The sequence below is a fragment of the Paracoccus mutanolyticus genome, from assembly GCF_003285265.1.
GTDB classification, from domain to species: domain Bacteria; phylum Pseudomonadota; class Alphaproteobacteria; order Rhodobacterales; family Rhodobacteraceae; genus Paracoccus; species Paracoccus yeei.
On the sequence record NZ_CP030239.1, the window covers coordinates 3,433,806 to 3,459,948 of the forward strand.

Sequence of the window (26,143 nt, forward strand, 5' to 3'; positions counted from 1 at the left end):
CCTGCGGCGGATTTCCAGCACCTCGGCACGGACGGTGCGCAGATAGACCGGGATGCGGGTGATCGCCAGCACCAGCACAAGGTTCCCGACACCGAAGGGCCCAGCAGATACAGCACCACCACCGCCAGCAGCAGCGACGGAAAGGACATGATGATATCGGCCAGCCGCATGATGACCTCGCCCGTGCGCTTGCCGGCATAGCCCGCGACCAGCCCCAGCGTGGTGCCGATGACGGCCGAACCCAGCACCGCGCCCGCCGCGACCAGCATCGTGTTCTGCGCCGCGACCACGATGCGCGCCAGCAGCGGGCGGCCAAGCGCATCGGCGCCCATGAACCAGACCCAGCCGCGCGACAGATCGAAGGGCGGGGCGTTGCGGCCGCGCAGGTTCTGCCGGGTCGCCAGATCACCCATCAAGGCCGGGCCGAACAGGGCCATCATCACCACGACCAGCAGAAAGATCACCGCGCACAGCGCGAACTTGTCGGCCCACAGCATCCGGGCATAGCGCCGCAGCGCGCCGGGTTCCTCCACGATCGGGATATCGGTCATTGACCTGCCCCCTTAGTGCCGGATGCGCGGATCGAGCAGCGCTAGGCGATGTCGATCAGCACGTTCATCAGGAAGATCGCCAGCGCCGTGACCATGATCGCGGCCTGACGACGTTGAAGTCGCGTTGCAGGATGGCATCGATCATCAGCCGCCGATACCGGGCCAGCCGAAGATCGTCTCGACGATGACGGCGCCGTTCATCAGGGCGGCGGCATGATCGCCGATCACGGTGATGACCGGCAGCATCGAATTGCGCAGCGCATGGACAAAGATGATCGGCCGCGCCCGCACACCCTTGGCCCGCGCGGTCTTGACATAGGCCGAACTCAGCGCCGTCATCATCGCGCCGCGCACGACCTGCACGATCAGCCCGAAGGGCCGGATGAACAGCACCGAGATCGGCAGGATCCAGTGCCAGACCGTCCCGGTCCCCGAGGTCGGAAGCCAGCCCAGCGACACCGAAAAGATCACGATGCCGACGATGACGATCCAGAAATCCGCAGCCGCTGCGCCGATCAGCGCGAGGATCGAGGCGATGCGGTCGAATAGACCGCCCCGCCACGCCGCCAGCGAGCCGATGACGACGGCAAGCGCCGTCACGATGGTCATGGTGATGACGGCCAGTTGCAGCGTCCAGGCGAAGGCCTCGGTCACCACCTCGATGGCGGGGCGCGCCTTGCGCAGCGAGTCGCCGAAATCCAGATGCATCAGATCGCCGACGTAACGCCCGAAGCTGGACCAGAAGGCGGATCGTTCAGCTCGTAGTTGGAAGCCCAGCCCATAGTGATGGTGCTGCCCGGTGAACGCGGAAGGTACTTTCCGGCCGGATCGCCTGTCAGCCGGTAGGAGAATTGCAGCGGATAGGTGCGCCCGTCGATCATGTGGCGCTCGTTTTCTGACAAAGCCTAGCATGGTGCCTCCCGTCCCCTGCCCGGCCGGCGCATCGGCCGACCGGGCGGCGCTGGTTACTTGAAGCCGATTTGCGACAGTTGCAGTTGCCCGTTCGTGGCGATGCTGGGCTTGAAGTCCAGCGCTCGCCGACGCGGGTATAGCCGACCATGTGATACATGAAGACATCAGCCACCACGATCGTCATGCAGATAGGCGACCAGGTCCTGCCACAGCTTCGTCCGTTCGTCCCCCGTCGCTGCCGAGGCCCGCGCGATCAGGTCGTCGGCCTTGGGGTCCGCGATGCCCGATTGCATGCCCTCGCTGTCGTATTTGAAATACATGGTGAAGGCGGGATCGCCCCGGCTGTTGTCATGCATCGCGGCCAGCATGTAGGGACCCTGATCCTTGGGATAGGGCTTGCTGTAGAAGGACTCGTGCTCGGCCACCTCGCGGAACTCCAGCTTCACGTTGAAGCCCGCGTCGGTCAGCATCTGCTGCATCGCCTCCATCACTTCGGTGATGTTGGGGAACTGCGCGGTGCGGGCGATCAGCCTGATCTGCGTGTCGACCGGCACGCCGTCGGCCTTGGCCTCGGCCAGCAGCTTCTTCGCGCCCTCGGGATCATAGGCGGGCACCTTGACATCCGGGTTCCAGCCGGCGGTGGTCGGCGGGAACAGGGCCACGGCCAGTTCGGCGCCCTCGGGCAGCAGCGTGCCGATGAAGGCCTGGCGGTCGATGGCCATGTTCAGCGCCCTGCGCACCCGCACGTCGTTCATCGGCGGCACGTCGTGCATCAGCCGCAGATAGACGGTTTCCGAGTCCAGATAGGGAAAATCGGTCGCCGGGTTGGTCGCATCGACCAGCGAGATCGAGGGCGCCAGATCCGCCTCTCCGGTCTGGACCATGGCGGCGCGCACGGCGGGGTCCGACCGCACCAGATAGGTGGCCGAGGTCACCTTGGGTTCCGCGCCCCAATAGCCGTCGCGCCGCGTCAGCACGATGCGCTGGCCGGGGGTCCATTCGGTGACCTTGTAGGGCCCGGTCCCGATCGGGTCGCGCACGAATTCGATCGGGGTTTCCTCGGGGACGATGGTGACCATGGACATCAGCAGGGGCAGGATCGGCTGCACCGGATCGGCCTTGAAGTCGATGGTATGGTCATCGACCACATTCGCCTGGACCGTCATGCCGCCGAAATAGCGCGGCGTCTCGCAGCTGATCTTGTCGCTCAGCGCACGCTCGAAGGAATGCTTGACGTCCTGGGCATCAAAACCGCTGCCGTCCGAAAAGGTCACGCCCTGGCGCAGGTGAAAGCGCCAGGAGCCATCGGGCATCTGTTCCCATGTCTCGGCCAGGCGCGGCAGGACGCCGCCGCCGCCTTCGCGGGCGTCGTATTCGGTCAGTGTCTCGCTGACGTTCTGAAAGATCACCCGCCCGATGTTCGAGCGCGTGGCCATGCAGGGTTCAAGCAGGTCCAGATCCTCGGGCAGGACGATCTTGATGTCCGTGCCCTCGGCCTGCGCCGTCCCGACCGTCACTGAAAGCCCGGCAAGCACAGCCGCCGCGCCCATGGCAAGAATGCGTTTTCCCATTGTCTCCTCCCCTTGCTGGCGCCGGCCAAAGGCGTTCCCGCGGACCTGTTCGCCACCTGCTGCGGATCGCCGGACATCCGGCTGGGCGCATTCCGCCGTGACTCATGGCGCCCTCTCCTCAGGGGGCAGATTGCAGTCAGTGTGGAATATTTGTCAACGTTTTGATGGTCTCATTCCCGGATAAGGAGGCATGATTCTATTTAATATATTATAATATATAGGTATTTTTTGACAAAACCGATGTCGCTGGCAATCAAATCGAAAAACACCAACTTGACAACTGTGCGAAGGATGCTGTTTCTGGACCTGATCGCGGCGGTCCGCGAGGCGGAGGAGGCCCATGTCACCCGAAGAAATCGCAAGCGGCATGACCGGGGTGCTCTCGGCCACGGCCCCCGGCCGGGTCGAGGCGCTGTTGCCCTCGCCCATGGTCCAGAACCACGCGGCCTTCCTGCATCTGTTCGACGACGGGGCGCTGCTGTGCCTGTGGTTCGGCGGCACGCTCGAGGGGAAATCCGACATCTCGATCCATGCCTCGGTGCTGTTGCCCGGCGCCGACGCCTGGGGACCGGCGCAGCAGATCAGCGACGATCCCGCCCATTCCGAACAGAACCCGGTGGTCTTTGCCGCGCCGGACGGGCGCCTGTGGCTGTTTCACACCTCGCAGCCGGCCGGGAACCAGGACCAGTGCCGCGTGCGCATGGTGGCGCTGGCACGCGATCCGGCCGATCCGCTGCGGCTGCTTCCGGGCGCCGGCCGGTTCCTGGACGACCTGCCCCGCGGCTGCTTCGTGCGCGGCCGGGTCATGCTGCGCCGCGACGGCGCTTGGCTGCTGCCGATCTTTCGCTGCGTTCCGCGGCCGGGCCAGAAATGGACCGGCAGCCATGACGTGGCGGCGCTTGGCGTCTCGCCCGATGGCGGCGCCACCTGGCAATTGCAGGAGGTGCCGGATTCGGTCGGTTCGGTCCACATGAGCCCCGTGCCGCTGCCGGATGGGTCCATCCCCGCCTTCTATCGCCGCCGGCAGGCGGATGCGGTGCACCGCAGCCTGTCCGTGGACGGCGGCTTCAGCTGGTCGGCGCCGCAGCCGACCGATTTGCCGAACAACAATTCCTCGATTGCCGCGACCCGCCTTGCCGATGGCCGCGTGGCAGTGATCTGCAACCTCGCCTCCGCCGCAACCTCGGCAGACCGGCGCGCCTCGCTCTACGACGAGCTGGGCGAGGACGACGACCGACCCGATGCCGACCCCACGGGCGGCTGCACCCCGGTCTGGGGCGTGCCGCGGGCGCCGGTGGCGGTCTGCCTGTCCTGCGATGGCGGTATGACATTCCCCCAGCACATCGTGATCGAGGATGGTCCCGGCACCTGCACCAGCAACGATTCGACCGACGGCCGCAACAAGGAGCTGTCCTATCCCTGGCTGCTGGAAGGCCCGGATGGCAGCCTGCACATCGCCTATACCTATCACCGCCGCGCCATCAAATACGTCCGGCTGGCGCCGGGCTGGGCGCCCGCAACCCCTTCGAGGACTTCATGAGCGACATCATCGGCATCACCATGGGCGACCCGGCCGGCGTCGGCCCGGAAATCAGCATCAAGGCCCTGGCCGGCATGTCGCCCGAGGATCGCGACCGCACGCTGATCTATGGCAACCGCGCGACGCTCGAGGCGGCCAAGGCCGCCATCGGCTGCGACGTGGACCTGACCGGCCGCGTGGTGGACCTGGCCGTCAAGGGCGCGCCGCTGCCCTGGGGCAAGCTGTCCCCCGCCGCGGGCGACGCCGCCTTCCGCTTTATCGAGAAGGCCGTGCGCGACGCCGAGGCCGGCCGGATCGGCTGCATCGTCACCGCCCCCATCAACAAGGAGGCGCTGAACGCCGCCGGCCACCACTACGACGGCCACACCGGCATGCTGCGCAGCCTGACCGGATCGCAGGCGGCCTACATGCTGCTGGCGTCGGAGCGGCTGAAGGTGATCCATGTCTCGACCCATGTGTCGCTGAAGGATGCCATCGCGCGCGCCACGACCGAACGGGTGCTGGCCACGATCCGCGCCGGCAATGCGCATCTGAAGCGCATCGGCATCGAAAGCCCGCGCATCGCGGTCGCCGGCATCAATCCGCATTGCGGCGAAAACGGCCTGTTCGGGACCGAGGACGACGACCAGATCGGCCCGGCCGTCGCGGCCGCCCGCGCCGAGGGCATCGACGCCTCGGGCCCGATTTCGGCCGATACGGTGTTCCACCGCGCCTATAACGGCGCCTTCGACCTGGTGGTCGCGCAATACCACGATCAGGGGCACATCCCGATCAAGCTGGTGGCCTTTGACGATGCGGTGAACGTGTCGGTGGAACTGCCGATCGACCGCACCTCGGTCGATCACGGCACCGCCTTCGATATCGCCGGCAAGGGCGTTGCCAACCACGGCAACATGAACGCCGCCATCGCCTATGCCCGCAAGCTGGTCGCCGGCAAGCGCGGCTGAGGATTCCAACGCACCGCCCCGAAAGACGGGCGGCGCCATTCGCCCATCCGGGCGCAATCACGTTCGCCGGGGGAGGCCCGCATGTCATTAGCCCGCAACATCACCCTGCATTTGCCCAAGCGTCTGGAAATCGGCGCCGGCGCCGTTGCCAAGGTCGGCCCCTGGGCCGGAGAGACGCAGCGCGTCTTCGTGCTGGCCACGCCGCACACCGCCAGCTTTGTCGAGCGGCTGGGGCTGAACGGCCATGTCACCGTCTTCGACGATATTCCGGGAGAGCCCGACATCGCCTGCTTCGAGGCGGCGATGGCGGCCGCCCGCGCCGCGCGGCCCGATCTGGTCGTCGGCCTGGGCGGCGGTTCGGTCATGGACTTGGCCAAGCTGGTGGCGGCGCTGTGGGACGGCGCGCAGACGCTGGCCGACGTCGCCGGACCGAACAAGGTCGCGGGCCGCCGCACGCCGCTGGCGCAGGTCGCGACGACCGCCGGCACCGGGTCCGAGGCGAGGCATCCGCGCCCTGACACCGACCCGGGCGTCGGCAACAAGATGGCCGTCGAAAGCCCCCACCTGCTGGCCGACCTGGCGGTGCTTGGACCCCGAGCTGACCTTCAGCGTGCCCCCTGCCGTCACCGCCGCCACCGGGATCGACGCCATGGCCCATTGCGTCGAGGCCTTTACCAACAAGAACGCCCATCCGGTCATCGACGGCTTTGCGCGCATGGGCATCGCGCTGGTCGGCCGCTACCTGGCCCGCGCGGTGCGCGACGGATCGGATACCGAGGCGCGCGAGGGGATGATGCTGGCCTCGTTCTATGGCGGGATCTGCCTGGGGCCGGTTGAACACCGCCGCCGGTCATGCGCTGGCCTATCCGCTGGGCCGCTGCTGCACCTGCCGCACGGGCTGGCCAATGCGATCATCTTGCCGCATGTGCTGGCCTTCAACGAAAGCGCGGTGCCGGAAAAGACCGCCGAGGTGGCGACGGCTCTTGGCCTTTCGGGCGCCGAGCTTCTGCCCGCCGCGCATGGGTTCTGCGCGGATCTGGGGGTGGAAATGCGGCTGTCCGCCCATGGCGCGGCCAGGGATCAGCTGCCGCGCTTTGCCAGCGACGCCCATGCCATCCGCCGCCTGATGGACAACAACCCCCGGGACATGAGCGCCGAGGACGTGCTGGCGATCTATCACGCCGCCTACTAAGGCCACGAAACCGGATCGGCCGGCCGGCAGGAGCGGGGCCGGCCATCCAATCCGATCAGTCGATCAGCAAATGATCCAGTCTTGGCCGGCATTCCAGCGCGGCAGGCGTCCTGGCCGCCCCTCAGGCGACCACCGCACCGGGACGCTTGCGTTCGAACAGCCGCTCGCGCGAGCCGATCAGGTGCTGGTGCATCAGGCTTTGCGCCAGGTCGGCCTTGCCGTCGCGGATCGCCTCATAGATGCAGCGATGCTCGTCAAAGACCTTGGCCAGGCCGCTCGTCTCGCGCTTGACCGATGCGCCATGAAACCGCATGCCGACCGCGATATGGTCCTTCAGCGCCTCCATGGCGGTCGCGAAATAGGTGTTCTCGCTGGCCCGCGCGATGGCAAGGTGGAACTGGAAATCCGCATCCTCGCGGTGGGACTGGCGGTTGGTCGCGTCGCGCATCAGCTCCAGCGCCTGCGCGATGCTGTCCAGCGTGCCATCGTCATGGCGTTCCGCCGCACAGGCGGCGGCGGCGGGCTCCAGCGTCAGGCGGAACTCGTAGCAGTTCAGCAGGTCGGCCACGTTTTCAAGCTGGCCGAAGCCCAGCGGCTGCTTCAGCCCGACCGAGCGAACGAAGCTTCCCGCGCCGCGCCGGGAATAGATCAGGCCCTGATCGCGCAGCCGCTGCAACGCCTCGCGCACGATGGGGCGCGACACCTCGAACTCGGCGGCAAGATCGTGTTCGGTGGGCAGGCGTTCGTCCGGGGCGAAGGCGCCCGACTTGATCGAGCGCAGGATGCGATCGAAGACGATATCCCCCAGACTTTTGCGCCCCACAACCTTTTCGCTGTTCATGGCCTGCCCTTGTCGATCATGTCCGCAACGCGCAACAAACTGTCCTGCCCCCCAAAACCGCCGGATTTTGTGAGAATCGTCAAGCCGTCCGCCGAAGAAACCACCAGCCCCGGCAGACATTCCCCCAGCACGTCAAGGCAATGGATGCCGCGACGAGCCAGCACCGCCTCGGCCGTTGCGCCACCGCACAGCAGGGCCGTGCCCATGCCGGGGCGCAGCAGCGGCAGGACGGCGGCGGCCAGGTTGGCGGCAACCTCGGTGCCGCTGGCGGGACGTTCCCCGGGCAGCGCCTGAACCAGCAGGCAGGACGCCCTGGGCAGCGCCGGGGCATGGCCATTGGGCGCACCGACAAAGACGGTACCGGGCCGGTCCCGCAGCGCCCGGGCCTGCGCCAGCGTGATCGGATCGCGCGAGCCGATGACGAACAGCCCGCAGGGGCCGGGCAGACGGGCCGTGGCGGCCGCCGCGTTCCCGGTCATCCCCGCCGCCAGCGCATCGGCAAGACCGCGCGCCCCGATCAGAAGATCGGCGTCCGAGGCCGCGACCGCCTGCGCCATCTGCCCCTGCGTGACCGTGTCGGGCACCTGGGCGCGCGCCGCGTGATGGCCCAGCACCGCCCGCACGTCGATGGGGGCATCGACACCGAAACCCTCGACATGGCCGCCCCGGACCACGCGGCCGAATTCGGGAATGGCCGGCGCCGCCAGCGCGCTGTCGAAGGACAGCGCGTCCAGCTCGGCCGCGATATGGCCCTTGAGACGCGAGTCGACCTTCTTGAAGATCCGCATCGGCGGCAGCGCCTGCGCGGCGCGGCGCACGGCCGCGGTGGCAGAGGCCGGGTCGATCTCGCGGCTGGCGGTGGTGACGGCCAGGATGTCCGGGGCGCGGGCCAGCGCCGCCGCGACATGGTCGGGGCCCAGCGCCACCGACACCCGCAGCCCCCGGGCCGCGAAGGGCGCCGAGGATCCAGCGCGCCGGTCAGGTCGTCGGCGATCAGCGCCAGCGCGGGCGGCGCGCCCCCTGGCTTCGGGCTCATTCCTCGAACGCGACCTCGCGCGTCTTGCGGACCTTGGGCAGCAGCATCATGACCAGGCACAGGGCAGCCAGGGCCAGCAGCGTGGCCGAGATCGGCCGCGTCACGAACACGGTCGGATCCCCCCTGCCCGTCAGCATGGCGCGGCGCAGATTTTCCTCCAGCATCGGGCCAAGGACCAGACCCAGCAGCAGCGGCGTGGGTTCGCACCCCAGTTTCATGAAGACATAGCCGAGCAGACCGAAACCGACCATCAGCATCACGTCGAAGGTGCTGTTGCTGACCGTATAGACGCCCACGCAGCACAGCGCGACGATGATGGGAAACAGCATGCGGTAAGGCACCGACAGCAGCTTGACCCAGATTCCGATCAGCGGCAGGTTCAGCACCACCAGCATCAGGTTGCCGATCCACATGCTGGCGATCAGGCCCCAGAACAGCGCCGGTTCGGTCGAGATGATGTTCGGACCCGGCGTGACGCCGTGCAGGATCAGCGCCCCGACCATCATCGCCATGGTCGCATTGGCCGGAATGCCCAGCGTCAGAAGCGGGATAAAGCTGGTCTGCGCCCCGGCGTTGTTGGCGCTTTCGGGCGCGGCGACCCCTTCGATGGCGCCGTTGCCGAAACGCTCGGGCGTCTTGGACACGCGCTTTTCCAGCAGATAGGCCGCGAAGGCACCGATGGTGGCGCCGCCGCCGGGCAGGATGCCCAGGACCGAGCCGATGCCCGTGCCGCGCAGCACCGGCTTGACGATGCGGCGGAAATCCTCGCGCGTCAACAGCAGCGAACCGACCCGGCCGACCGAGGATGCGCGGGCGGATTCGTCTTCGAGGTTCTGGCAGATCTCGGCCAGGCCGAACAGGCCCATGGCGATGGCGACGAACTCCAGCCCGTCCAGCAGTTCGCTCTGGCCAAAGGTCAGCCGCGATGCGCCGGTGTACATGTCCTGTCCGACCAGCCCCAGGATGACGCCCACCACGATCATCGCCAGCGCCTTGACGACCGACCCCGAGGCCATGGCGACCGAGGCCACCAGTCCCAGAAGCATCAGCGAGAAATACTCGGCCGGGCCAAAGCTCAGCGCGACGCCCGACAGCAGCGGTCCCATCGTCGCGATGATCAGCGTGGCGACCGAACCGGCAAAGAACGACCCCAGCGCGGCGGTCGCCAGCGCCTTGCCGGCCTGCCCCTGCCGCGCCATCTTGTAGCCGTCCAGTGCCGTCACGACCGAGGACGCCTCGCCCGGCAGGTTGATCAGGATCGCGGTGGTCGAACTGCCGTATTGCGCGCCATAGAAGATGCCGGCCAGCATGATCAGCGCGGTCACCGGGTCCAGCCCGAAGGTCAGCGGCAGCAGCATGGCGATGGTCGCGACCGGGCCAAGCCCGGGCAGCACGCCGATCAGCGTTCCGACAAGCGCGCCAAGGAAGCAGTAAAGCAGGTTTGTCAGGCTGAGCGCCGTCGAAAAACCCAGGCCAAGATCAGCGATCAGGGTCATGCCGCACCCCCGAACTGCAGCCAGGGCCCCACCAGCCGGAACGGCAGGCCCAGCGCCTCGGCAAAGATCAGCCAGCCGACGACGGCGGCCAGGGCGGCAAGGCCAAGCCCGGGCACCAGGCGGAACTGGCGGCTGGCCGAGGCGGCGATCAGCACCGTGCCGAAGATCGCCGTCGGCAGGCCCAGCGGCGCCAGCGTCAGCGCAAAGAACACGCCCGAGCCGCAGATGACCAGCATCCGGCCCCAGGCGAGCGGCGCGGTGGCGTTTTCGGGCGTGGCGCTGCGCAGCCCTTCGACCAGGGTCAGCAGGCCCAGAAAGGCCAGCAGGCCGCACAGGATCATCGGGAACATTCCCGGCCCCATGCGGACGCCGCTGCCCATCGGCAGGTGATGCGCACCCCAGGCGACGATCCCGGCGATAACCAGGAACAGCAGGCCCGCCAGCACGTCCTGATTGCGAAGAAGAATCTGACTGCGCGTCATGGGATGCCTTGTGTGGAATGCAGGTGGATGGCCGCGCCGGGCCACGCGCCGGCGCGACGGCGGTTACTTGTTCATCCCGTACATGCCGAGATCGCGGATGACGCCTTCGGCCATCGCGCTGTCGGCATGGGCGAGTTCGGAATAGCCGGCGCCGTCGCGGTAATCGACGAACTCGCCCATCTCATCCATCTTCTTGACGAAATCGGGGTCCTGGAAGGTCTTTTCCAGCGCGCCCGCCAGCGTGGCGCGCACGTCATCGGGCAGGCCCTTGGGCGCGATGATGCCCTTCCACGACGACCAGGTGAAATCGACGCCCTTCTCGACGGCGGTCGGCACATCGGGGAAGGTGTCGATCCGCTTGGCTTCCATGATGAACAGCGGCTTCATCGCGCCGGATTCGACATGCGGCTTGGCCTCGGCGGGCGTTGAGGTCACGGCGTCGATATGGCCGCCGGCGCAGGCGGTCAGCGCCTCGGACGCGCCGCCGAAGGGAACCGGCTCATAGCTGGTGGCAGAGATCTTGCCGAAGGCCTCGATCGCCAGGTGGTCGGCGCCACCCGACCCCGAGTTGCCGACAAGCGTCGCGCCCGGATTGGCCTTGGCATGGTCGATGAATTCCTCGAACGTCGAGAAGGGCGCGCCCTTGCAGGCCATCACGACCTTGAGGTTGCGGCCCATCATGGCGATGAAGTCGACATCGTCCAGGGTATAGGTGGTCGAGCCATAATGCGGCAGCAACGCGATGGGCCCCTGCGCGCCCGTGCCCAGCGTGTAGCCGTCGGCAGGAGCACTCAGCGCCTGGCCGGTGCCGATGGACCCGCCGCCACCCGGCACGTTCCGCACCACGACGGTGGAGTTCGGCAGATATTTCTGCAGGGTTTCGGCCATGATGCGCACGGAAAGGTCGGTGCCGCCACCGGCCGCATAGGGCACGATGACCTCGACCGGCCGGCTGGGGTAGTCGTCGGCCTGAGCCGATGCGGCAAGAGCAAACGTTGCCGCCGCGATGGCGACCCCTTGGGTCAGCTTGTTCATTGAAACCTCCAAAGCAGCCCGGCCCTCCTGCCAAGCAATGGAGGGAACCATGCACATTACCGCTCATGTTGTCAACAAGTCCGTTTTCTTTGGGTGGATCGCTTTGGGTATAGTAAATTAAGTTTTTGATTTTCAATAGTTATTATTTTTATGGTCGGGCTGGTAGAAAACTTAATCTCTTTACAACTATCCCGCCGTTCCGGCATCTTCCGGAAAGACGGATCAGAGGGCGAGGACCAGCACAACGTCTTGCGCGCGGTCAACGGCGCTCCGCCACCCTCCGGGCAAACGGGCTCAGCCACCTTTCCGAAAGAAACAACAGGAGGATTTCTCGACACCCACGCCATCGACGCGCGTTCGCATCACGGCTGGCCGAACTCATGTGGCGCTGTCCATCAAGGGGAAGCCGGCCCACAGGCCCGCAGCGCAGCCAATCGGTTCAGCCTGACCGACTCTCGGCGTGAATGTCGCCGGTCGACGCCGCGCGTCCCAAAAAGCAGTTGCGCGGTCCCGACATATCGCCGGAACCGCCGTGGGGTCGTCTTTCAACGCAATGCGCCGGGGCGATCCGTCACCGCCCCGGCGCATCGCCCAAGGGCCGTTACAGGCCCTGTTTCAGCACATGCTTCATCACCTTGCCCGATCCGGTGCGGGGCAGGCTGTCCACGACGCGGAATTCCTTGGGCACCTTGTAGCGGGCGATCAGGCGCTGGCAATGCAGGGCCAGTTCCTCGGGCGCCGGGTTCGCGCCCCGCGCGGGCACGATGAAGGCGCAGCCGACCTCGCCCCAGCGGTCGTCGGGAATGCCGATCACCGCCACCTCGCGCACGGCGGCATGTTCGACCAGCGCGGCCTCGACCTCGACCGGATAGACGTTCTCGCCGCCCGAGATGAACATGTCCTTCTTGCGATCCGCGATGCTGATGAACCCGTCGCCGTCGCGGATGCCGATGTCGCCGGTCCTGATCCAGCCGTCGGCGGTAAAGGCGCGGTCGCGTTCCTCGGGTCGGTTCCAGTAGCCGGGGATGACGTTCAGGCCAAAGACCAGAACCTCGCCCGCCGTGCCGTCCGGCACGTCGCGGTCCTGTTCGTCGACCAGCCGCACCGCGGTCAGCGGACCCGGCAACCCCACCGCGCCAGCCTTGTCGCGGATCAGGTCGGGGTTCAGCGGCATGCCCAGCGTGGTCCCCGTCTCGGTCATGCCATAGCCGTCGACCATGCGCACGCCCTGGTCCAGCCACCAGCGGATATGCGCGGGCGGGTTCGGCGCGCCGCCGGTGAACAGCGCCTTGAGGCTGGTCCAGCGGTCGGGGGCAAAGTTCGGGGCATGGCGCAGCGCCTCGGCCATCTGCGGGACGCAGAAGTAATGCGTGACGCCGAATTCTGCGTCGCCCAGCCGGTCGTTGGTGCGTTCAGGGTCGAAGCCGGGAGAAACCAGGATCTTGCCGCCGCGCAAAAGCGGCGGCCAGATCTGGGTGACGATGCCGATGACATGAAACATCGGGCTGTCGCACAGGAATACGGCCCCGGTATCGACCTCGCCCAGCACGTTGAAGTTCACCGCCGTCGCCAGCAGGAACTGCGAGGTCAGCATCGCCCCCTTGGGCGTCCCGGACGTGCCCGAGGTGTAAAGGATGATGCAGCAATCCATGCCCGAATGCGGCGGACAGCGCGGCGCGGGACCTGCCGCGTCCACGGCGGCGGCGAAGTCCTGCATGGTCATCGCCGAACAGCCCGGCGGCAGCTCGGGCGTCTCCTGATCCGAAACCAGCAGGCGCGGCGTGCAGTCCAGCATCAGCCGCCCCAGTTCCGGCAGCGACAGCCGCCAGTTCAGCGGCACGAAGATCGCGCCGATGCGCATCAGCGCCTGCTGCAGGATGACCTGATGCACGCTGTTGCGGGCCAGCGCCGCCACCCGGTCGCCTCGGGTGACGCCGCCCTTGGTCAGGACCGCGACAGCGCGCTGGATGTCGCAGTCGAGATCGCGATAGCGCCAGCGCCGGTCGGTCGCCAGATCGGCGGCGGCCAGCGTCTCGGGCCGCAGCCGCGCGTGCAGCGCGACCGGGTCCGGCGAGATGAAATCGAGCATGGTGTCCTCCTCCCTGCCCGGTCTCAGCCCTGCCGGCTCTTGTCATAGGCGCCCAGGCCGGGCTTGTAGGATTTCTCGTCGATGAACTGGCGGATGCCTTCCTTGCGGCCTTCGTTGTCGTAGCTGTTCGCGGCCTCCTGGGCGCGGACCAGGTAATCCTCGGCCTCGTCATAGGTCATCAGGCCGACGCGGCGCACGGCATCCTTGGTGGCTTCAGCGCAACGGGGTTCTTCTCCATCAGCCTGCGGGCAACCTCGGTCACGCGGTCCTTCAGTTGCGCCAGCGGCAGGGATTCGTTGACCAGCCCCCAGTCGGCGGCGGTCTGGCCGTCGATCGGCTCGCCCAGCATGGCGTGATACATGGCCTTGCGGAAGGGCAGCAGTTCCACCGCCACCTTGGTCGCGCCGCCGCCGGGCAGGATGCCCCAGTTGATTTCCGACAGGCCGAACTTCGCCTCATCCGCCGCAAACGCCAGATCGCAGGCGAACAGCGGACCATAACCGCCGCCAAAGCACCAGCCGTTCACCATGGCGATGGTCGGCTTCTGGTACCAGCGCAGCCGACGCCACCAGCCATAGGATTCGCGCTGCGCCTTGCGGGTGCCTTTCAGGCCATCCGCCTCGGTCTCGCGGAAATACTCCTTGAGGTCCATGCCGGCGGTCCAGGCCAGGCCTTCGCCGGTCAGCACCAGAACGCCCACGTCGTCGCGGAATTCCAGTTCGTCCAGCGCCTCCATCATGGCGCGGTTCAGGGTGGGGGACATGGCGTTGCGCTTGTCCGGGCGGTTGAAGCGCAGCCTGGCGATGCCGTCCTGCACGTCATAGGCGACGGTGTCGTGATCGTTTGCCATCTTGAGGTTCCTTTCGGGATATGCGGTGCCGCGCCGCGCCGAGGGTTCGGCGCGGGCGTCGCGGCGGGGATGCGACAGGCGGTTTACAGCGGGTAGTGGCCCGGCTGGGTCTCGATGGTGATCCAGCGCAGTTCGGTGAATTCGGCGATGCCGGCCTTGCCGCCGAAACGACCATAGCCCGAGGCCTTGGTGCCGCCGAAGGGCATCTGCGCCTCGTCATGGACGGTCGGGCCGTTGATGTGGCAGATGCCCGACTTGATCCGGCCGACCACGGTCAGCGCGCGGGCCACGTCGCTGCGCAAACACCGCCGCGACAGCCCGTATTCGGTGTCGTTCGCGATGCGGATCGCGTCGTCTTCGTCCGCGGCGCGGAAGATGGCGACGACCGGGCCGAAGCTTTCCTCGGTGGCGATGCGCATCTCGGGCGTCACGCGGTCCACGACCTGGGCGGGCATCAGCACGCCCTCGGCCGCGCCCGCCGAATGGATCTCGGCGCCCTTGGCGCGGGCGTCCTCGATCAGTGCCGTCACCTTTTCGACCGTATGAGCATCGACCACGGCGCCCAGCGGCGCCTTGCCGTCGCGCGGATCGCCGGCCTTCAACGCGGCGGCGCGGGCGGTGAAGCGGGCGACGAAGTCGTCCGCGATCTCGGGCGCCAGGATGATGCGCTCGGTGGACATGCAGATCTGGCCCTGGTTGAAGAAGGCGCCAAAGATCGCGGCCTTGACCGCCACGTCCAGGTCGGCGTCGCGCAGCACGAGGAACGGCGCCTTGCCGCCCAGTTCCAGCAGCACGGGTTTCAGCTGGCGCGCGGCACGTTCGGCGATGATCCGGCCCACCTTCGTCGAGCCGGTGAAGTTGATGCGGCGGATCGCGGGATGATCGACCAGCGCGCCGACGATCTCGCCCGCGTCCTCGGGGGCGTTGGTGACCAGGCTGACGAGGCCCGCAGGCAGGCCGCCCTCATCCAGCGCCTCGACGATCAGGCCGTGCGTGCGCGGGCAGATCTCGCTGGCCTTGAAGACCACCGCATTGCCGCAGGCAAGCGGCGTCGCCAGGGCGCGCACGCCCAGGATGACCGGCGCGTTCCAGGGCGCGATGCCCAGGCAGACGCCCGCCGGTTCGCGTACGCCCATCGAGATGCAGCCGGGCTTGTCCGAGGGGATCACCTCGCCCGCGACCTGGGTGGTCAGGGCGGCGGCCTCGCGCAGCATCGAGGAGGCGATGGCGACGTTGAAGCGCGCCCAGGGCTCGGTCGCGCCGGTTTCCTCGGCCATGGCGGTGACAAAGGCATCGCCCCTGGCGGCCAGCGCGTCGGCAGCCTTCAGCAGCACCGCGCGCCGCGCATTGGGGCCAAGCGCGGCCCAGGCCGGAAAGGCGGCGGCCGCGGCATCGGCGGCGGCACTGGCGTCCGCCACGCTGGCGGCGGGCGCCGCGCTGGCCATCGCGCCGGTGACCGGGTTCAGGCGGCGGAACGTGCGCCCGTCGGATGCGACACGCTCGGCACCCGCGATTTTCATGCTGACGAAGCTCATGCTTTTCCTCCCTAAAAGGGTTTGCCCGCATCGTGAACCGAATCGCGCCCCGGGCCAACTGCTATGAAACATAGCGATTGACTGTTATATTGCATAGCATTATTTTCATCTCCATCGAAGGCACCCACGGAAGCAGCCATGCCCGGAGAATTCTTGAAGAAAGCCCAAGAAACCGGCGCCGAATCGCCCCTGCAACTGCGCGACCTGATCGGCTATCACCTCAAGCGCGCTTCGGCCTGGGACCTGCATGGCGCCAATGCCGCGCTTGAGGCGGCGGGCCTGCGCACCGTGTCGATGAGCGTGCTTTTGACCATCACGGAATGGCCCGGCGTCAGCGCGGCCGAGATCTGCCGCAGCCTGCGCATGCAGCGCGCCAACATCGTGGCGGTTCTGGCCGAACTGGAATCGCGCGGCCTGTTCCTGCGCGAGGCCGATCCCGAGGACAACCGCGTCCAGCGCCTGTTCCCGACCGCCAAGGGCCGCGAGGAGGCGCAGCGCATGCTGGGCCTGATCCGCGCGCAGAGGACCGGATGCTGGCCGGCCTGACCCTGGCCGAGCGCGACGAGTTGCGCCGCATGCTGGCGATCATCTGGAGAGAGGACGGCGAAGGCTAGGCCCCGCCGCAACATCCGCGGGGAGAAGAGGCCCCGCCCAAGGGAGGAAACCATGAAGACCATCAACGACCACCGCCACGGCGGGGGGCGGGCGCTGACGCTTGCCTTTCTGGCCGCCGTCATCGAGGGCTTCGACCTGCAGGCCGCCGGCGTCGCCGTGCCCAAGCTGGCCCCCGCCTTCGGCCTGACGCCGCAGCAGATCGGGCTGTTCTTTTCCGCGGCCACCTTCGGGCTGATCTTCGGCGCGCTGGCCGGCGGCCGCATCGCCGACGCCTGGGGCCGCCGCACGGGGCTGGTGATCGCGCTGGTGGCCTTCGGCGTCTTTTCCATCGCCACCGCCTATACGGCGACCTTCGAGCAGCTCGTCGTCATGCGCTTCCTGACCGGCGTGGGCCTGGGCGGGGCGCTGCCGAACCTGGTCAACATCGCCGCGGAATCCACCGATCCCGCCAATCGCGCAAGGCGGTCCGACATGATGCCGGCATCCCGCTGGTCGGCGCCATCGCCAGCGGCGTGTCGATGCTGGGCCTGCACGGCGGCGACTGGCATTCGATCTTCCTGATCGGTGGCATCCTGCCGCTGATCCTGGTGCCCTTCGTGCATTTCCTGCTGCCGCCGCTGGCGGTGGTCAGGGCGCAGGTGAAATCGGCCGGGGGCGCGCTGTCGCAGGTCTTTGCGCCGGGCACGCTGGCGACCACGGCGGCGCTGTGGCTGTCGTTCTTCCTGGGGCTGCTGGTCGTCTATCTGCTGCTGAACTGGATGCCGCAGCTTCTGGTGTCGCGCGGGCTGGAACGGTCCGAGGCCTCGACCGTGCAGATCCTGTTCAACATCGGCGGCGTCATCGGCAGCCTGATCGGCGGGCGGATGCTGGATCGCGCCCGGCCCCTGGCGCCGGTGGCACTGTGCTTTGCCGCCGCCGCCGCGGCCCTTCTGATGCTGGCGATGCTGCCCGCGAACCTGGCGCTGATGCTGCTGGGCGGTACGCTGGTCGGGGGCGCGATCCTGTGCGTACAGGCCATCCTCTATGGCATCGCGCCGCAATGCTATCCGTTCGAGATCCGCGGCACCGGCGTCGGCACCGCCGTCGCGGTCGGGCGGCTGGGGTCCATCGCCGGGCCGCTTCTGGCCGGGGCGCTGGTCACGGCGGGCTTCACGCCCTCGGACGTGATGATGGCACTGGTGCCGATCACGCTGGCCGCCGGCCTGACCACGGTGCTGCTGCTGATGCGCCGCCGCGCCGCGCCCGTTCCGGCCTGAGGGGAAAGGCCGTCATGCTGGATCTGGCCGCGCTTCGCGCCATCGACTTTCACACCCATGCCGAAGAGCCCTGCGGCTGCCATGCCGATGATGGCTACGACGATCTGCAATCGGCCATGGCGCGCTATTTCCGCGCGCCATGGGCCCACCCGCCGACCATCGACCAGACCGCCGCGCATTACCGGGCCCAGAACATCGCGGCGGTGATCTTTCCCGTCGATGCCGAGCGCGAGACCGGCTATCGCCGCTATGCCAACGAAGAGGTGGCCGAAGCCTGCGCCCGGCATTCGGACATCCTGATCCCCTTCGCCTCGATCGACCCGGCCCGCGGCCGCATGGGCGCGCGCGAAGCGCGGCGCCTGATCGCCGATCACGGCATCCGCGGCTTCAAGTTCCACCCGACGATGCAGGGCTTCTATCCCAACGACCGCACGGCCTATCCGCTTTACGAGGCGATTGCCGAGGCGGGCCTGCCGGCGCTGTTCCACACCGGCCAGACCGGCGTGGGGGCCGGGATGCGCGGCGGCAACGGGATGCGGCTGAAATACTCGAACCCGATGCACCTGGACGACGTCGCGGTGGATTTTCCCGACATGCCCATCGTCCTGGCGCATCCGTCCTTCCCCTGGCAGGACGAGGCGCTGGCCGTCGCCACGCACAAGCCCAATGTCTGGATCGACCTGTCCGGCTGGCGGCCGAAGTATTTTCCGCCGATCCTGGTCCGCTATGCCGATACGCTGCTCAGGGATCGGGTGCTGTTCGGCTCGGACTGGCCGATGATCGCCCCCGAACTCTGGCTCGAGGAATTCGAGGCTTTGCCGATAAAGCCTGAAAATCGGCCAGGAATTCTGAAAGGCAATGCCGCCCGCCTGCTCGGGCTCAAGGAGATGCGATGACACCGTTCCAGGCCCCGGTCGAGGATATCCTGTTTTCCCTGGAGGTGGCCGGCGCCGCACGCCTGCCCGACTGGGACGCGGATCTGGTGCGCGAGGTCGTGACCCAGTTCGCCCGCTTCGCCGAAGGCGCCATCGCTCCCGCCGACGAGCCCGGCGACCGGCAGGGCTGCACCCTGGTCGGCGGCCGGGTGCGGATGCCCGACGGCATGATCCCGGCCTATCGCGCCTTCGTGGAACAGGGCTGGCACGCGCTGGCTTTGCCCGAAGCCGCCGGGGGGCAGGCCATGCCCGGTCCGGTGCTGGCCGCGACCAGCGAAATCTTTGCCGGCGCCAGCCACGCGCTGCAGATGGTCACGGCGCTGGTCCCCGGCGCGGCCCGCACCATCGGCCATTTCGGCACGCCCGGGCAGCAGGAGCACTGGCTGCCTCGGCTCGGTTCGGGCGAATGGCTGGCGACCATGGCACTGACCGAGGCCGGGGCCGGATCGGACCTGTCGGGCATCCGCTGCCGCGCGCGCCGCGACGGCAAGGGCTGGCGGGTCGAGGGCGAAAAGATCTTCATCTCGGGCGGCGACCAGGACCTGACCCCCCGCATCCTGCACCTGGTGCTGGCGCGCACCGGCGAGGCCGGCAGTGGCACGCGCGGGTTGTCCCTGTTCCTTGTCCCCTCGCATGACGAAGCCGGCGCCCGCGCCCCGATCAGTGTCACCCGGATCGAGGAGAAGCTGGGCCTGCATGCCTCGCCCACCTGCGCAGATGCTTTACGGACTGCGCTCCGGCCGAGCTGCTGGGCGCCGAGGGCGATGGGCTGCGCGCCATGTTCACCATGATGAATCACGCCCGCCTGGACGTGGGCCTGCAGGGCGTGGCCCATGCCGCGCGCGCCGGCCATATCGCCCGCGCCTATGCCGAAACCCGGCGGCAGGGCCGCGCGCCCGGCGGCGATGGCCCGGCGCCGATCGCCGCCCATGCCGATGTGCGCCGCATGCTGGACCGGGCCGAGGCGCTGGCCATCGGCACCCGTGCGCTGTGCCACCTTGCGGCGGTGACGCTGGAGGCCGGAAACGATCCCGCGCTGGTCGAGATGCTGACGCCGATCTGCAAATGGGCGGGCACCCGCGCCGGGATCGAGGCCGCGGACCTCGGCATCCAGATCCTGGGGGGTTACGGCTATCTGCGCGAATACCGCGTCGAACAGGTCTGGCGCGATGCCCGCGTCACCGCGATCTACGAGGGCGCGAATGGCATCCAGGCCCAGACGCTGGCGACGCGCCTGCTGCGCCTGCCCGGTGCCGCCGATGCCTTCGCCGCCTTCCTGACCGATCCGCAGGTGGCGGCGATCTGGCAGCGGGCGCGGGCGCAGGTCGCGGCCGCAGCCGACCCTTCGCCCGCGGCGCATGATTTCATGGCCCTGACGGTCGAGGCGGCGCTGGCGACGATCTGGCAGCGGCTTGACGATGCCGCGGACCGCGCGCCCGATCCCCGGCGGCTGCGGGCGCTGGCCCGGCGCGAGGCGGCGCAGCGCCCGGCCCGGCTGCGCTATCATGCCGAGATGCTTGCGGCGATGGATGCGCCCTGACGCCCTTCGGCTTTTGCACGAGCCACGGGCAAAACCGGCAGATGGTCCAGCGCCTTGCGCATTGACAGACCCGCCCCGAAAGGAACAAAAGAAGAACATATCCGTTTCTTCCGAGTCCCTGGAGCCTGCCTTCCATGCCCGCCCGCCCGGTCCGTCCCGCCCTTGCCGCCCTGCATGCGCGGATCGCCCTGATCGAGGGTGACGGCGGGCCGGCGCGGGGATCCCTGCCCTTCGGCGTCCCCGACCTGGACCGCCGCCTGCCCTCGGGCGGGCTGGCGCTTGGCTGCCTGCACGAGGTGGCGGGCGGCGGCAAGGATGCCGCCTATGGCGCGGCGGCGGCCTGCTTTGCCGCCGGCATTGCGGCGCGGCTGCCGGGGCAGGTCTTGTGGTGCGTGACGCAGGCCGACCTGTTCGCGCCCGGGCTGGAACAGGCGGGCCTGGCCCCAGACCGGGTGATCCATGTCGAGGCCGGCGACGACAAGGCGCTTTTGTCCTGCATGGAGGAGGGCCTGCGGCATGGCGGGTTGGCCGCGGTCGTGGCCGAGGTGGCGCGGCTTTCGATGACCGCCTCGCGCCGGCTGCATCTTGCGGCCAGGGCGACCGGCACCCTGGGCCTCGCCCTGCGGCGCTGGCGGCGGCAGGCGGATGCGGCCGATTTCGGCCAGCCCACGGCGGCGATGACGCGCTGGCGGGTGTCGGTCCTGCCCTCGGCCCCCTGCCGGTGCCGGGCGTCGCCCGGCCGCGCTGGCGGGTCGAGCTGATCCGGGCGCGGGCCGGCGAGCCATTCACGATCGAACTGGAGGCATGCGATGGCACGGGTCATCTCGGTCTTCCTGCCGATGTGGCCGATCGATCGGCGCGGCGGCAGGCGGGCGGCGCGCGTCCGTCCTCTAAGGCGCCGCTGGTCCTGGCGGGGCGGACCGGCAACCGCCGGCTGATCACCGCCGCCGACGCCGCGGCGCAACGCCTGGGGTTGCGGCCCGGCATGCCGGTCAGCAAGGCGCAGGCCATGGTGCCGGAACTGCAGATCCTGCCCGCCGACCCGGCCGCCGATGCCGAAAGCCTTGAGCGCCTGGCGCTGTGGGTTCTGGAACGCTTTTCGCCCATCGTCGCGGTCGATCCGCCCGATGGGATCGTGATCGATTCGACCGGCGCCGACCACCTGCATGGCGGCGAGGCGGCGATGCTGGAGGCGCTGGTCGGCCGCTGGCGATGTCGGGCCTGGCCGCGCGGGCCGCCGTCGCCGGCAGCTGGGGCGCAGCCCATGCCCTGGCCCGGCATCGGGCGGATCCGGTCAGCCTGGCCCAGCCGGGGACGGAAAAGGCGCTGCTGGCCCCCCTGCCCCTGTCCGCGCTGCGGCTTTCCCCGGCCACGCTTGGGGGGTTGCACGCCCTGGGCTTTGCCTGCGTGGGCGATCTTCTGCGGCAGCCGCGTGCGCCGCTGACGCGCCGCTTCGGCCCGGAACCGTGCCGCCGCCTCGACCAGGCCCTGGGCCATGCCCCCGAGCCCATCGAGCCGCTGCGTCTCGAGGGACTGGTCGAGGTGCGCCGCAGCTTCGCCGAACCCATCGCCGCGCCCGAACCTCGCCCGCCATACGGCAAGCTGGTGGCGTAGATTTCAGAACCGAGAGAATAGGGAAAGCTGTGGGAAAAGCCGCCAATGAAGCCATTGTGAATGATGATATCGTCCAGACCGTCCGCGTTGATGTCCGCTGCAGCGCGACCCCCGCCGCCTGACGCGGCTGCTGTGTGACAGGATCGAGACCATCGCGCCGGGCTATGGCATCGAGATCATGGCGCTGGCCGTCCCCATCGCCGAGCCGCTGGCGCCGCGCCAGACCGACACGCTGGAACCCGCCGCGCCCGACCTCTCGGGCCTGATCGACGTTCTGGCGAACCGTGTCGGCGCGCAGGCCGTCTATCGCCTGGCCCCGGTCGCCAGCGACGTGCCGGAACGCTCGGTCACCCGCATCGCGCCGCATTGCCGATCCGCGTCGCGGCGCTGCGCTCTCGGATCGCTACGCTCGAGGGCGGTGCTGCCGCGCCCCGAACCGATCGAGACCCTGGCGCTCTTGCCCGACCACCCGCCGGCCTGGATCGCCTGGCGCGGCGTCCGCCGCCGGGTCCGCCGCGCCGACGGGCCGGAGCGCGTCTTTGGCGAATGGTGGAAGCGCGACACCGAGACGCATGCGGTGCGTGACTATTTCCGCGTCGAGGACGAGGCCGGCGCGCGCTTCTGGATCTTTCGCGCCGGCGATGGCGAACATCCCGACACCGGCAGCCACCGCTGGTTCCTGCACGGGATCTTCGGATGACCCGCTATGCCGAACTGCAGGTGACCTCGCCGTTCTCGTTCCTGCGCGGCGCGTCCTCGGCCGAGGCGCTGTTCGCGACCGCCGCGGCTTTGGGCATCGAGGCGCTGGCCGTCACCGACCGCAATTCGCTGGCCGGCATCGTCCGGGCCTGGCAGGCGGCAAAGGACACCGGGGTGCGGCTGATCGTCGGCTGTCGCCTGGACCTGGCCTGCGGCATGGCGCTGCTGGTCTATCCGACCGACCGGGCCGCCTATGCGCGGCTCTGCCGGCTGCTGACCCTGGGCAAGTCCCGCGCGGGCAAGGGCAAGTGCCAGCTGGACTGGTCCGATCTGGCGGATTACGCCGAAGGGCTGATCGCCGTGCTGGTCCCGGACCTTGCCGCGACACCTGCGCGCTGCGCCTGCGCCGGCTGCGCGATCTTTTCGGCGAGCGCGCCTATCTGGCGCTGACCCTGCGCCGGCGGCCGAACGACCAGCTGCGGCTGTGGGAACTGTCGCAGCTCGCGCAGCGCTTCGGCGTGCCCACGGTGGTCACGAACGACGTGCTTTATCACGACCCCTCGCGGCGCATCCTGCAGGATGTGGTCACCGCCATCCGCCACACCGTGACCGTCGACGCCCTGGGGTTCCGCCGTGAGCGCCATGCCGACCGCTACCTGAAGCCGCCCGAGGAGATGGCGCGGCTTTTCGCCCGCTGGCCCGAGGCGCTGGCCCGCACCGCCGAGATCATGGACCGCTGCCGGTTTTCGCTGGACGAGCTCTGCTATCAATACCCCGAGGAGCGCGACGACCCCGACCTGACCCCGCAGGAAACGCTGGCAAAGCTGACCTGGGAGGGTGCGGCCGAGCGCTATCCCCAGGGCGTTCCCGAGGAGGTGACATCCGCGCTCGATCACGAACTCGCCCTGATCGAAAAGCTCGAATATGCGCCCTATTTCCTGACCGTGCACAGCATCGTGCGCTACGCCCGGTCGCAAGGCATCCTGTGCCAGGGCCGGGGCTCGGCCGCCAACTCTGCGGTCTGCTATGTGCTGGGCATCACCGCGATCCCTCCCAGCGAAAGGCTGCTGTTCGAACGCTTCATCAGCGCGGAACGGCACGAGCCCCCCGACATCGACGTGGACTTCGAACACGAGCGGCGCGAGGAGGTGATCCAGTGGGTCTATAAGCATTACGGCCGCGACCGCGCCGCGCTGGCCGCGACCGTGATCCGCTACCGCGCCAAGGGGGCCTTGCGCGACGTGGGCAAGGCCATGGGCCTGCCCGAGGATCTGATCCAGACGCTTTCCGGCCAGGTGGGCCGCTGGAGCGACGGCCTGACCGATCAGGACCTGCGCGACCTGAACCTGAACCCGCAGGACCGCCGGCTGCGGCTGACGCTGGCGCTTGCCGCGCAGCTGCGCGGCGTGCCGCGCCACCTGAGCCAGCACCCCGGCGGCTTCGTGCTGACCGAAGCCCGACTGGACGACCTGGTGCCCATCGAGCCTGCGGCGATGGAGGACCGCCAGATCATCGAATGGGACAAGGACGACATCGACGCGCTGCGCTTCATGAAGGTCGACGTGCTGGCGCTGGGGATGCTGAGCTGCCTGCGCAAGGCCCTGGATCCTGCTGGCCGACCACAAGGGGCTGCGCCTTGACCTGACGCGCATCCCGCAGGACGACAATCCCACCTATGACATGATCTGCCGGGCCGACACGCTGGGCACCTTCCAGATCGAGAGCCGGGCCCAGATGTCCATGCTGCCGCGCCTGAAGCCGCGCAAGCTGCGCGACCTGACCATCCAGGTCGCCATCGTGCGCCCCGGCCCGATCCAGGGCGACATGGTCCACCCCTATCTGCGCCGCCGCGCCGGGCATGAGGCGGTGGACTATCCCACGCCGGAACTCGAGAAGGTGCTGGGCAAGACGCTCGGCGTGCCGCTGTTCCAGGAGCAGGCCATGCGCGTCGCCATCGACTGCGCGGGCTTCACCCCGGGCGAGGCCGATCAGCTGCGCAAGTCGATGGCGACCTTCAAGACCACCGGCGGCGTCAGCGCCTTTCGCGACAAGCTGATCGAAGGCATGGTCGCCAAGAAGTATGACCGGGATTTCGCCAAGCGTATCTTTCGCCAGCTGGAAGGCTTCGGCAGCTACGGCTTTCCCGAAAGCCACGCGGCAAGCTTTGCGCTGCTGGCCTATGCCTCGGCCTGGGTGAAATGCCACCACCCCGATGCCTTCTGCGCGGCGCTGCTGAACGCCAGCCGATGGGGTTCTATGCACCCGCCCAGATCGTCCGCGACGCCCAGGCGCATGGCGTCGAGATCCGGCCCATCTGCGTCAACGCCTCGCGCTGGGACTGCACATTGGAGCCGACCGGCCGGCCCGAGGGTCAGGGGTCCCGCTTCGCCGTCCGCCTGGGGCTGCGGCTGGTCAAGGGCCTTGCCAATGCCCATGCCGCCGCCATCGTCGCCGCGCGCGAAACCCCCTTCACCTCGGTCGAGGACCTGTGGCGCCGTGCCGACGTGCCGCGCGCGTGCCTTGCCCGCATCGCCGAGGCCGACGGCTTCCGTCCCGCCCTCGGCCTCGCCCGCCGTGAGGCGCTTTGGGCGATCAAGGGGCTGCCCGAGACCGAACTGCCGCTGTTCGCGGCCGCAGAGGCGCGCGAGGCGGCCGAACCGGACGTCCTGCTGCGCCCGATGCGCGCCGGCCGGGAGGTGGTCGAGGATTATTGCCATACCGGGCTTACGCTGCGCCGCCATCCGGTGGCCTTCCTGCGTGAAGATCTTGCCCGCCGCCGCATCGTGACCTGCGCCGAGGCCATGGCCAGCCCCGACCGCTCCTGGCGCACGGTCGCGGGTCTGGTGCTGGTCCGCCAGCGCCCCGGCTCGGCCAAGGGGGTGATGTTCATCACGCTGGAGGACGAGACCGGCATCGCCAACCTGGTGGTCTGGGAGAAGGTCTTCGAGGCGCACCGCCGGATCGTCCTGTCGGCAGGCATGATCGCGGTCACGGGCCGCATCCAGCGCGAGGGCGAGGTCGTGCATTTCGTCGTCCACCGGATCGCCGATTTGTCGCAGGATCTGGCCAGCATCGGCGCTCGCGGCGCCTTTCCCCTGCCCCACGGCCGCGGCGACGCGTTCCGCCATGCCAGCGAGGCGCCCGACCCGCGCGGTCCTGCCCCCCTGCGGCACGGGGACGCCCACGACCCGCCTTCCGATGGCATCAGGGTGAGAGGGCGGGATTTCCGGTAAGCGGTCCTGGTTTCCCGAACCGGATACCGCCGCCAAAGGCCCCGAGAGGGGCACTTCCCAGCCGAAAGGCGACGCATCGGCAAGGTTTCCGGGCATGGCCTCTCTGCCGGACACCCCCGGGGTTGGGCACGGGGCCGATATGGTGAAGGTTTTCCGATGCGGGCGGTGGCATGA

Annotated in this window: 29 protein-coding genes and 2 pseudogenes; 19 read left to right on the forward strand and 12 right to left on the reverse strand. The window is 68.6% G+C overall.

What is annotated here, in order from left to right; all coding sequences use genetic code 11:
• Positions 1-228 precede the first annotated feature (228 nt).
• Positions 229-507: a hypothetical protein gene (locus DPM13_RS24335; protein WP_223252183.1), complete on the forward strand. Its 279-nt coding sequence runs from the start codon at positions 229-231 to the stop codon at positions 505-507.
• Between the two features lie 188 nt (positions 508-695).
• On the opposite strand, the gene DPM13_RS24340 is transcribed toward DPM13_RS24335, so the two are convergent.
• The 3 genes from DPM13_RS24340 to DPM13_RS18655 all read right to left on the reverse strand — a co-directional run bounded on the left by DPM13_RS24340 (position 696) and on the right by DPM13_RS18655 (position 3,034).
• Positions 696-1,259 carry an ABC transporter permease gene (locus tag DPM13_RS24340; RefSeq protein WP_223252184.1) on the reverse strand — a complete coding sequence of 188 codons (564 nt, stop codon included), beginning with the start codon at positions 1,257-1,259 and terminating at the stop codon, positions 696-698.
• On the reverse strand, positions 1,259-1,432 hold the full coding sequence (locus DPM13_RS24345; protein ID WP_223252185.1) for a hypothetical protein: 174 nt from the start codon (positions 1,430-1,432) through the stop codon (positions 1,259-1,261). The genes DPM13_RS24340 and DPM13_RS24345 overlap by 1 nt, the downstream gene beginning before the upstream one ends.
• Before the next feature lie 195 nt (positions 1,433-1,627).
• Positions 1,628-3,034 (reverse strand): ABC transporter substrate-binding protein, encoded by a 1,407-nt coding sequence (locus DPM13_RS18655; RefSeq protein WP_223252186.1) that lies wholly within the window; start codon positions 3,032-3,034, stop codon positions 1,628-1,630.
• A gap of 340 nt (positions 3,035-3,374) precedes the next feature.
• Here DPM13_RS18655 and DPM13_RS18660 point away from each other — a divergent pair, with 340 nt between their 5' ends.
• The 4 genes and pseudogenes from DPM13_RS18660 to DPM13_RS25510 all read left to right on the forward strand — a co-directional run bounded on the left by DPM13_RS18660 (position 3,375) and on the right by DPM13_RS25510 (position 6,713).
• Positions 3,375-4,574, forward strand: coding sequence for a sialidase family protein (locus DPM13_RS18660; RefSeq protein WP_112888595.1), 1,200 nt, complete (start codon positions 3,375-3,377; stop codon positions 4,572-4,574).
• Entirely contained in the window at positions 4,571-5,521 is a 951-nt protein-coding gene (gene pdxA / locus DPM13_RS18665; protein WP_112888596.1) for a 4-hydroxythreonine-4-phosphate dehydrogenase PdxA, read from the forward strand. Before DPM13_RS18660 ends, pdxA begins: the two co-directional genes overlap by 4 nt.
• 81 nt (positions 5,522-5,602) lie before the next feature.
• A pseudogene (locus DPM13_RS25505) lies at positions 5,603-6,055 on the forward strand (iron-containing alcohol dehydrogenase); the annotation flags it as partial.
• 115 nt (positions 6,056-6,170) lie between these two features.
• A complete protein-coding gene (locus DPM13_RS25510) occupies positions 6,171-6,713 on the forward strand; it encodes an iron-containing alcohol dehydrogenase (RefSeq protein ID WP_449579235.1) in 543 nt (180 codons plus the stop codon).
• A 121-nt stretch (positions 6,714-6,834) separates the two neighbouring features.
• Here DPM13_RS25510 and DPM13_RS18675 read toward each other — a convergent pair whose 3' ends face one another.
• The 9 genes from DPM13_RS18675 to DPM13_RS18710 all read right to left on the reverse strand — a co-directional run bounded on the left by DPM13_RS18675 (position 6,835) and on the right by DPM13_RS18710 (position 16,077).
• Positions 6,835-7,554, reverse strand: a complete 720-nt coding sequence (locus DPM13_RS18675; protein ID WP_028718677.1) for a FadR/GntR family transcriptional regulator — start codon at positions 7,552-7,554, stop codon at positions 6,835-6,837.
• Positions 7,551-8,486, reverse strand: coding sequence for a four-carbon acid sugar kinase family protein (locus DPM13_RS18680; protein WP_262983193.1), 936 nt, complete (start codon positions 8,484-8,486; stop codon positions 7,551-7,553). The genes DPM13_RS18675 and DPM13_RS18680 overlap by 4 nt, the downstream gene beginning before the upstream one ends.
• A gap of 100 nt (positions 8,487-8,586) precedes the next feature.
• Positions 8,587-10,086: a tripartite tricarboxylate transporter permease gene (locus DPM13_RS18685; protein ID WP_028718675.1), complete on the reverse strand. Its 1,500-nt coding sequence runs from the start codon at positions 10,084-10,086 to the stop codon at positions 8,587-8,589.
• Positions 10,083-10,568, reverse strand: a complete 486-nt coding sequence (locus DPM13_RS18690; protein WP_080622645.1) for a tripartite tricarboxylate transporter TctB family protein — start codon at positions 10,566-10,568, stop codon at positions 10,083-10,085. The genes DPM13_RS18685 and DPM13_RS18690 overlap by 4 nt, the downstream gene beginning before the upstream one ends.
• 63 nt (positions 10,569-10,631) lie before the next feature.
• Positions 10,632-11,603, reverse strand: coding sequence for a Bug family tripartite tricarboxylate transporter substrate binding protein (locus tag DPM13_RS18695; protein WP_112888597.1), 972 nt, complete (start codon positions 11,601-11,603; stop codon positions 10,632-10,634).
• A gap of 601 nt (positions 11,604-12,204) precedes the next feature.
• A complete protein-coding gene (locus tag DPM13_RS18700) occupies positions 12,205-13,692 on the reverse strand; it encodes an AMP-binding protein (RefSeq protein ID WP_112888598.1) in 1,488 nt (495 codons plus the stop codon).
• Positions 13,693-13,715: 23 nt separating this feature from the next.
• A complete protein-coding gene (locus DPM13_RS24350; protein ID WP_223252187.1) occupies positions 13,716-13,889 on the reverse strand; it encodes a hypothetical protein in 174 nt (57 codons plus the stop codon).
• Positions 13,871-14,542, reverse strand: coding sequence for a p-hydroxycinnamoyl CoA hydratase/lyase (locus DPM13_RS18705; protein WP_223252188.1), 672 nt, complete (start codon positions 14,540-14,542; stop codon positions 13,871-13,873). The genes DPM13_RS24350 and DPM13_RS18705 overlap by 19 nt, the downstream gene beginning before the upstream one ends.
• An 83-nt stretch (positions 14,543-14,625) precedes the next feature.
• Positions 14,626-16,077 (reverse strand): aldehyde dehydrogenase, encoded by a 1,452-nt coding sequence (locus DPM13_RS18710; RefSeq protein WP_112888599.1) that lies wholly within the window; start codon positions 16,075-16,077, stop codon positions 14,626-14,628.
• 153 nt (positions 16,078-16,230) lie between these two features.
• Here DPM13_RS18710 and DPM13_RS18715 point away from each other — a divergent pair, with 153 nt between their 5' ends.
• From DPM13_RS18715 to DPM13_RS27800, 14 genes and pseudogenes are all read left to right on the forward strand, one after another.
• Positions 16,231-16,623, forward strand: a complete 393-nt coding sequence (locus tag DPM13_RS18715) for a MarR family winged helix-turn-helix transcriptional regulator (protein WP_189654773.1) — start codon at positions 16,231-16,233, stop codon at positions 16,621-16,623.
• Positions 16,624-16,743: 120 nt separating this feature from the next.
• Positions 16,744-17,253, forward strand: a complete 510-nt coding sequence (locus DPM13_RS24355; RefSeq protein ID WP_223252189.1) for an MFS transporter — start codon at positions 16,744-16,746, stop codon at positions 17,251-17,253.
• Positions 17,211-17,948: an MFS transporter gene (locus DPM13_RS24360; RefSeq protein WP_223252190.1), complete on the forward strand. Its 738-nt coding sequence runs from the start codon at positions 17,211-17,213 to the stop codon at positions 17,946-17,948. Before DPM13_RS24355 ends, DPM13_RS24360 begins: the two co-directional genes overlap by 43 nt.
• Before the next feature lie 14 nt (positions 17,949-17,962).
• Positions 17,963-18,844, forward strand: a complete 882-nt coding sequence (locus tag DPM13_RS18725; RefSeq protein ID WP_112888601.1) for an amidohydrolase family protein — start codon at positions 17,963-17,965, stop codon at positions 18,842-18,844.
• Positions 18,841-19,674: an acyl-CoA dehydrogenase family protein gene (locus DPM13_RS24365; protein WP_223252191.1), complete on the forward strand. Its 834-nt coding sequence runs from the start codon at positions 18,841-18,843 to the stop codon at positions 19,672-19,674. The genes DPM13_RS18725 and DPM13_RS24365 overlap by 4 nt, the downstream gene beginning before the upstream one ends.
• A complete protein-coding gene (locus DPM13_RS24370; protein WP_262983194.1) occupies positions 19,662-20,423 on the forward strand; it encodes an acyl-CoA dehydrogenase family protein in 762 nt (253 codons plus the stop codon). The genes DPM13_RS24365 and DPM13_RS24370 overlap by 13 nt, the downstream gene beginning before the upstream one ends.
• 134 nt (positions 20,424-20,557) lie before the next feature.
• The gene (locus DPM13_RS18735) at positions 20,558-21,184 is read left to right on the forward strand and encodes an ImuA family protein (protein WP_112888602.1); all 627 of its coding nucleotides are present in this window, start codon (positions 20,558-20,560) and stop codon (positions 21,182-21,184) included.
• Between the two features lie 80 nt (positions 21,185-21,264).
• Positions 21,265-21,867, forward strand: a complete 603-nt coding sequence (locus DPM13_RS18740; RefSeq protein ID WP_145963463.1) for a Y-family DNA polymerase — start codon at positions 21,265-21,267, stop codon at positions 21,865-21,867.
• A complete protein-coding gene (locus DPM13_RS24375) occupies positions 21,831-22,037 on the forward strand; it encodes a hypothetical protein (protein ID WP_112888604.1) in 207 nt (68 codons plus the stop codon). Before DPM13_RS18740 ends, DPM13_RS24375 begins: the two co-directional genes overlap by 37 nt.
• Positions 22,038-22,215: 178 nt before the next feature.
• Positions 22,216-22,737 (forward strand): hypothetical protein, encoded by a 522-nt coding sequence (locus DPM13_RS18750; RefSeq protein ID WP_112888605.1) that lies wholly within the window; start codon positions 22,216-22,218, stop codon positions 22,735-22,737.
• Positions 22,734-23,186, forward strand: coding sequence for a PHP domain-containing protein (locus tag DPM13_RS27785; RefSeq protein WP_223252192.1), 453 nt, complete (start codon positions 22,734-22,736; stop codon positions 23,184-23,186). The genes DPM13_RS18750 and DPM13_RS27785 overlap by 4 nt, the downstream gene beginning before the upstream one ends.
• Before the next feature lie 278 nt (positions 23,187-23,464).
• Positions 23,465-24,376: an error-prone DNA polymerase family protein gene (locus DPM13_RS27790; protein ID WP_223252645.1), complete on the forward strand. Its 912-nt coding sequence runs from the start codon at positions 23,465-23,467 to the stop codon at positions 24,374-24,376.
• A gap of 10 nt (positions 24,377-24,386) precedes the next feature.
• Positions 24,387-24,752, forward strand: a pseudogene (locus DPM13_RS27795) (error-prone DNA polymerase); the annotation flags it as partial.
• A gap of 230 nt (positions 24,753-24,982) precedes the next feature.
• Positions 24,983-25,969: a helix-hairpin-helix domain-containing protein gene (locus DPM13_RS27800; RefSeq protein ID WP_223252193.1), complete on the forward strand. Its 987-nt coding sequence runs from the start codon at positions 24,983-24,985 to the stop codon at positions 25,967-25,969.
• Positions 25,970-26,143 lie beyond the last annotated feature (174 nt).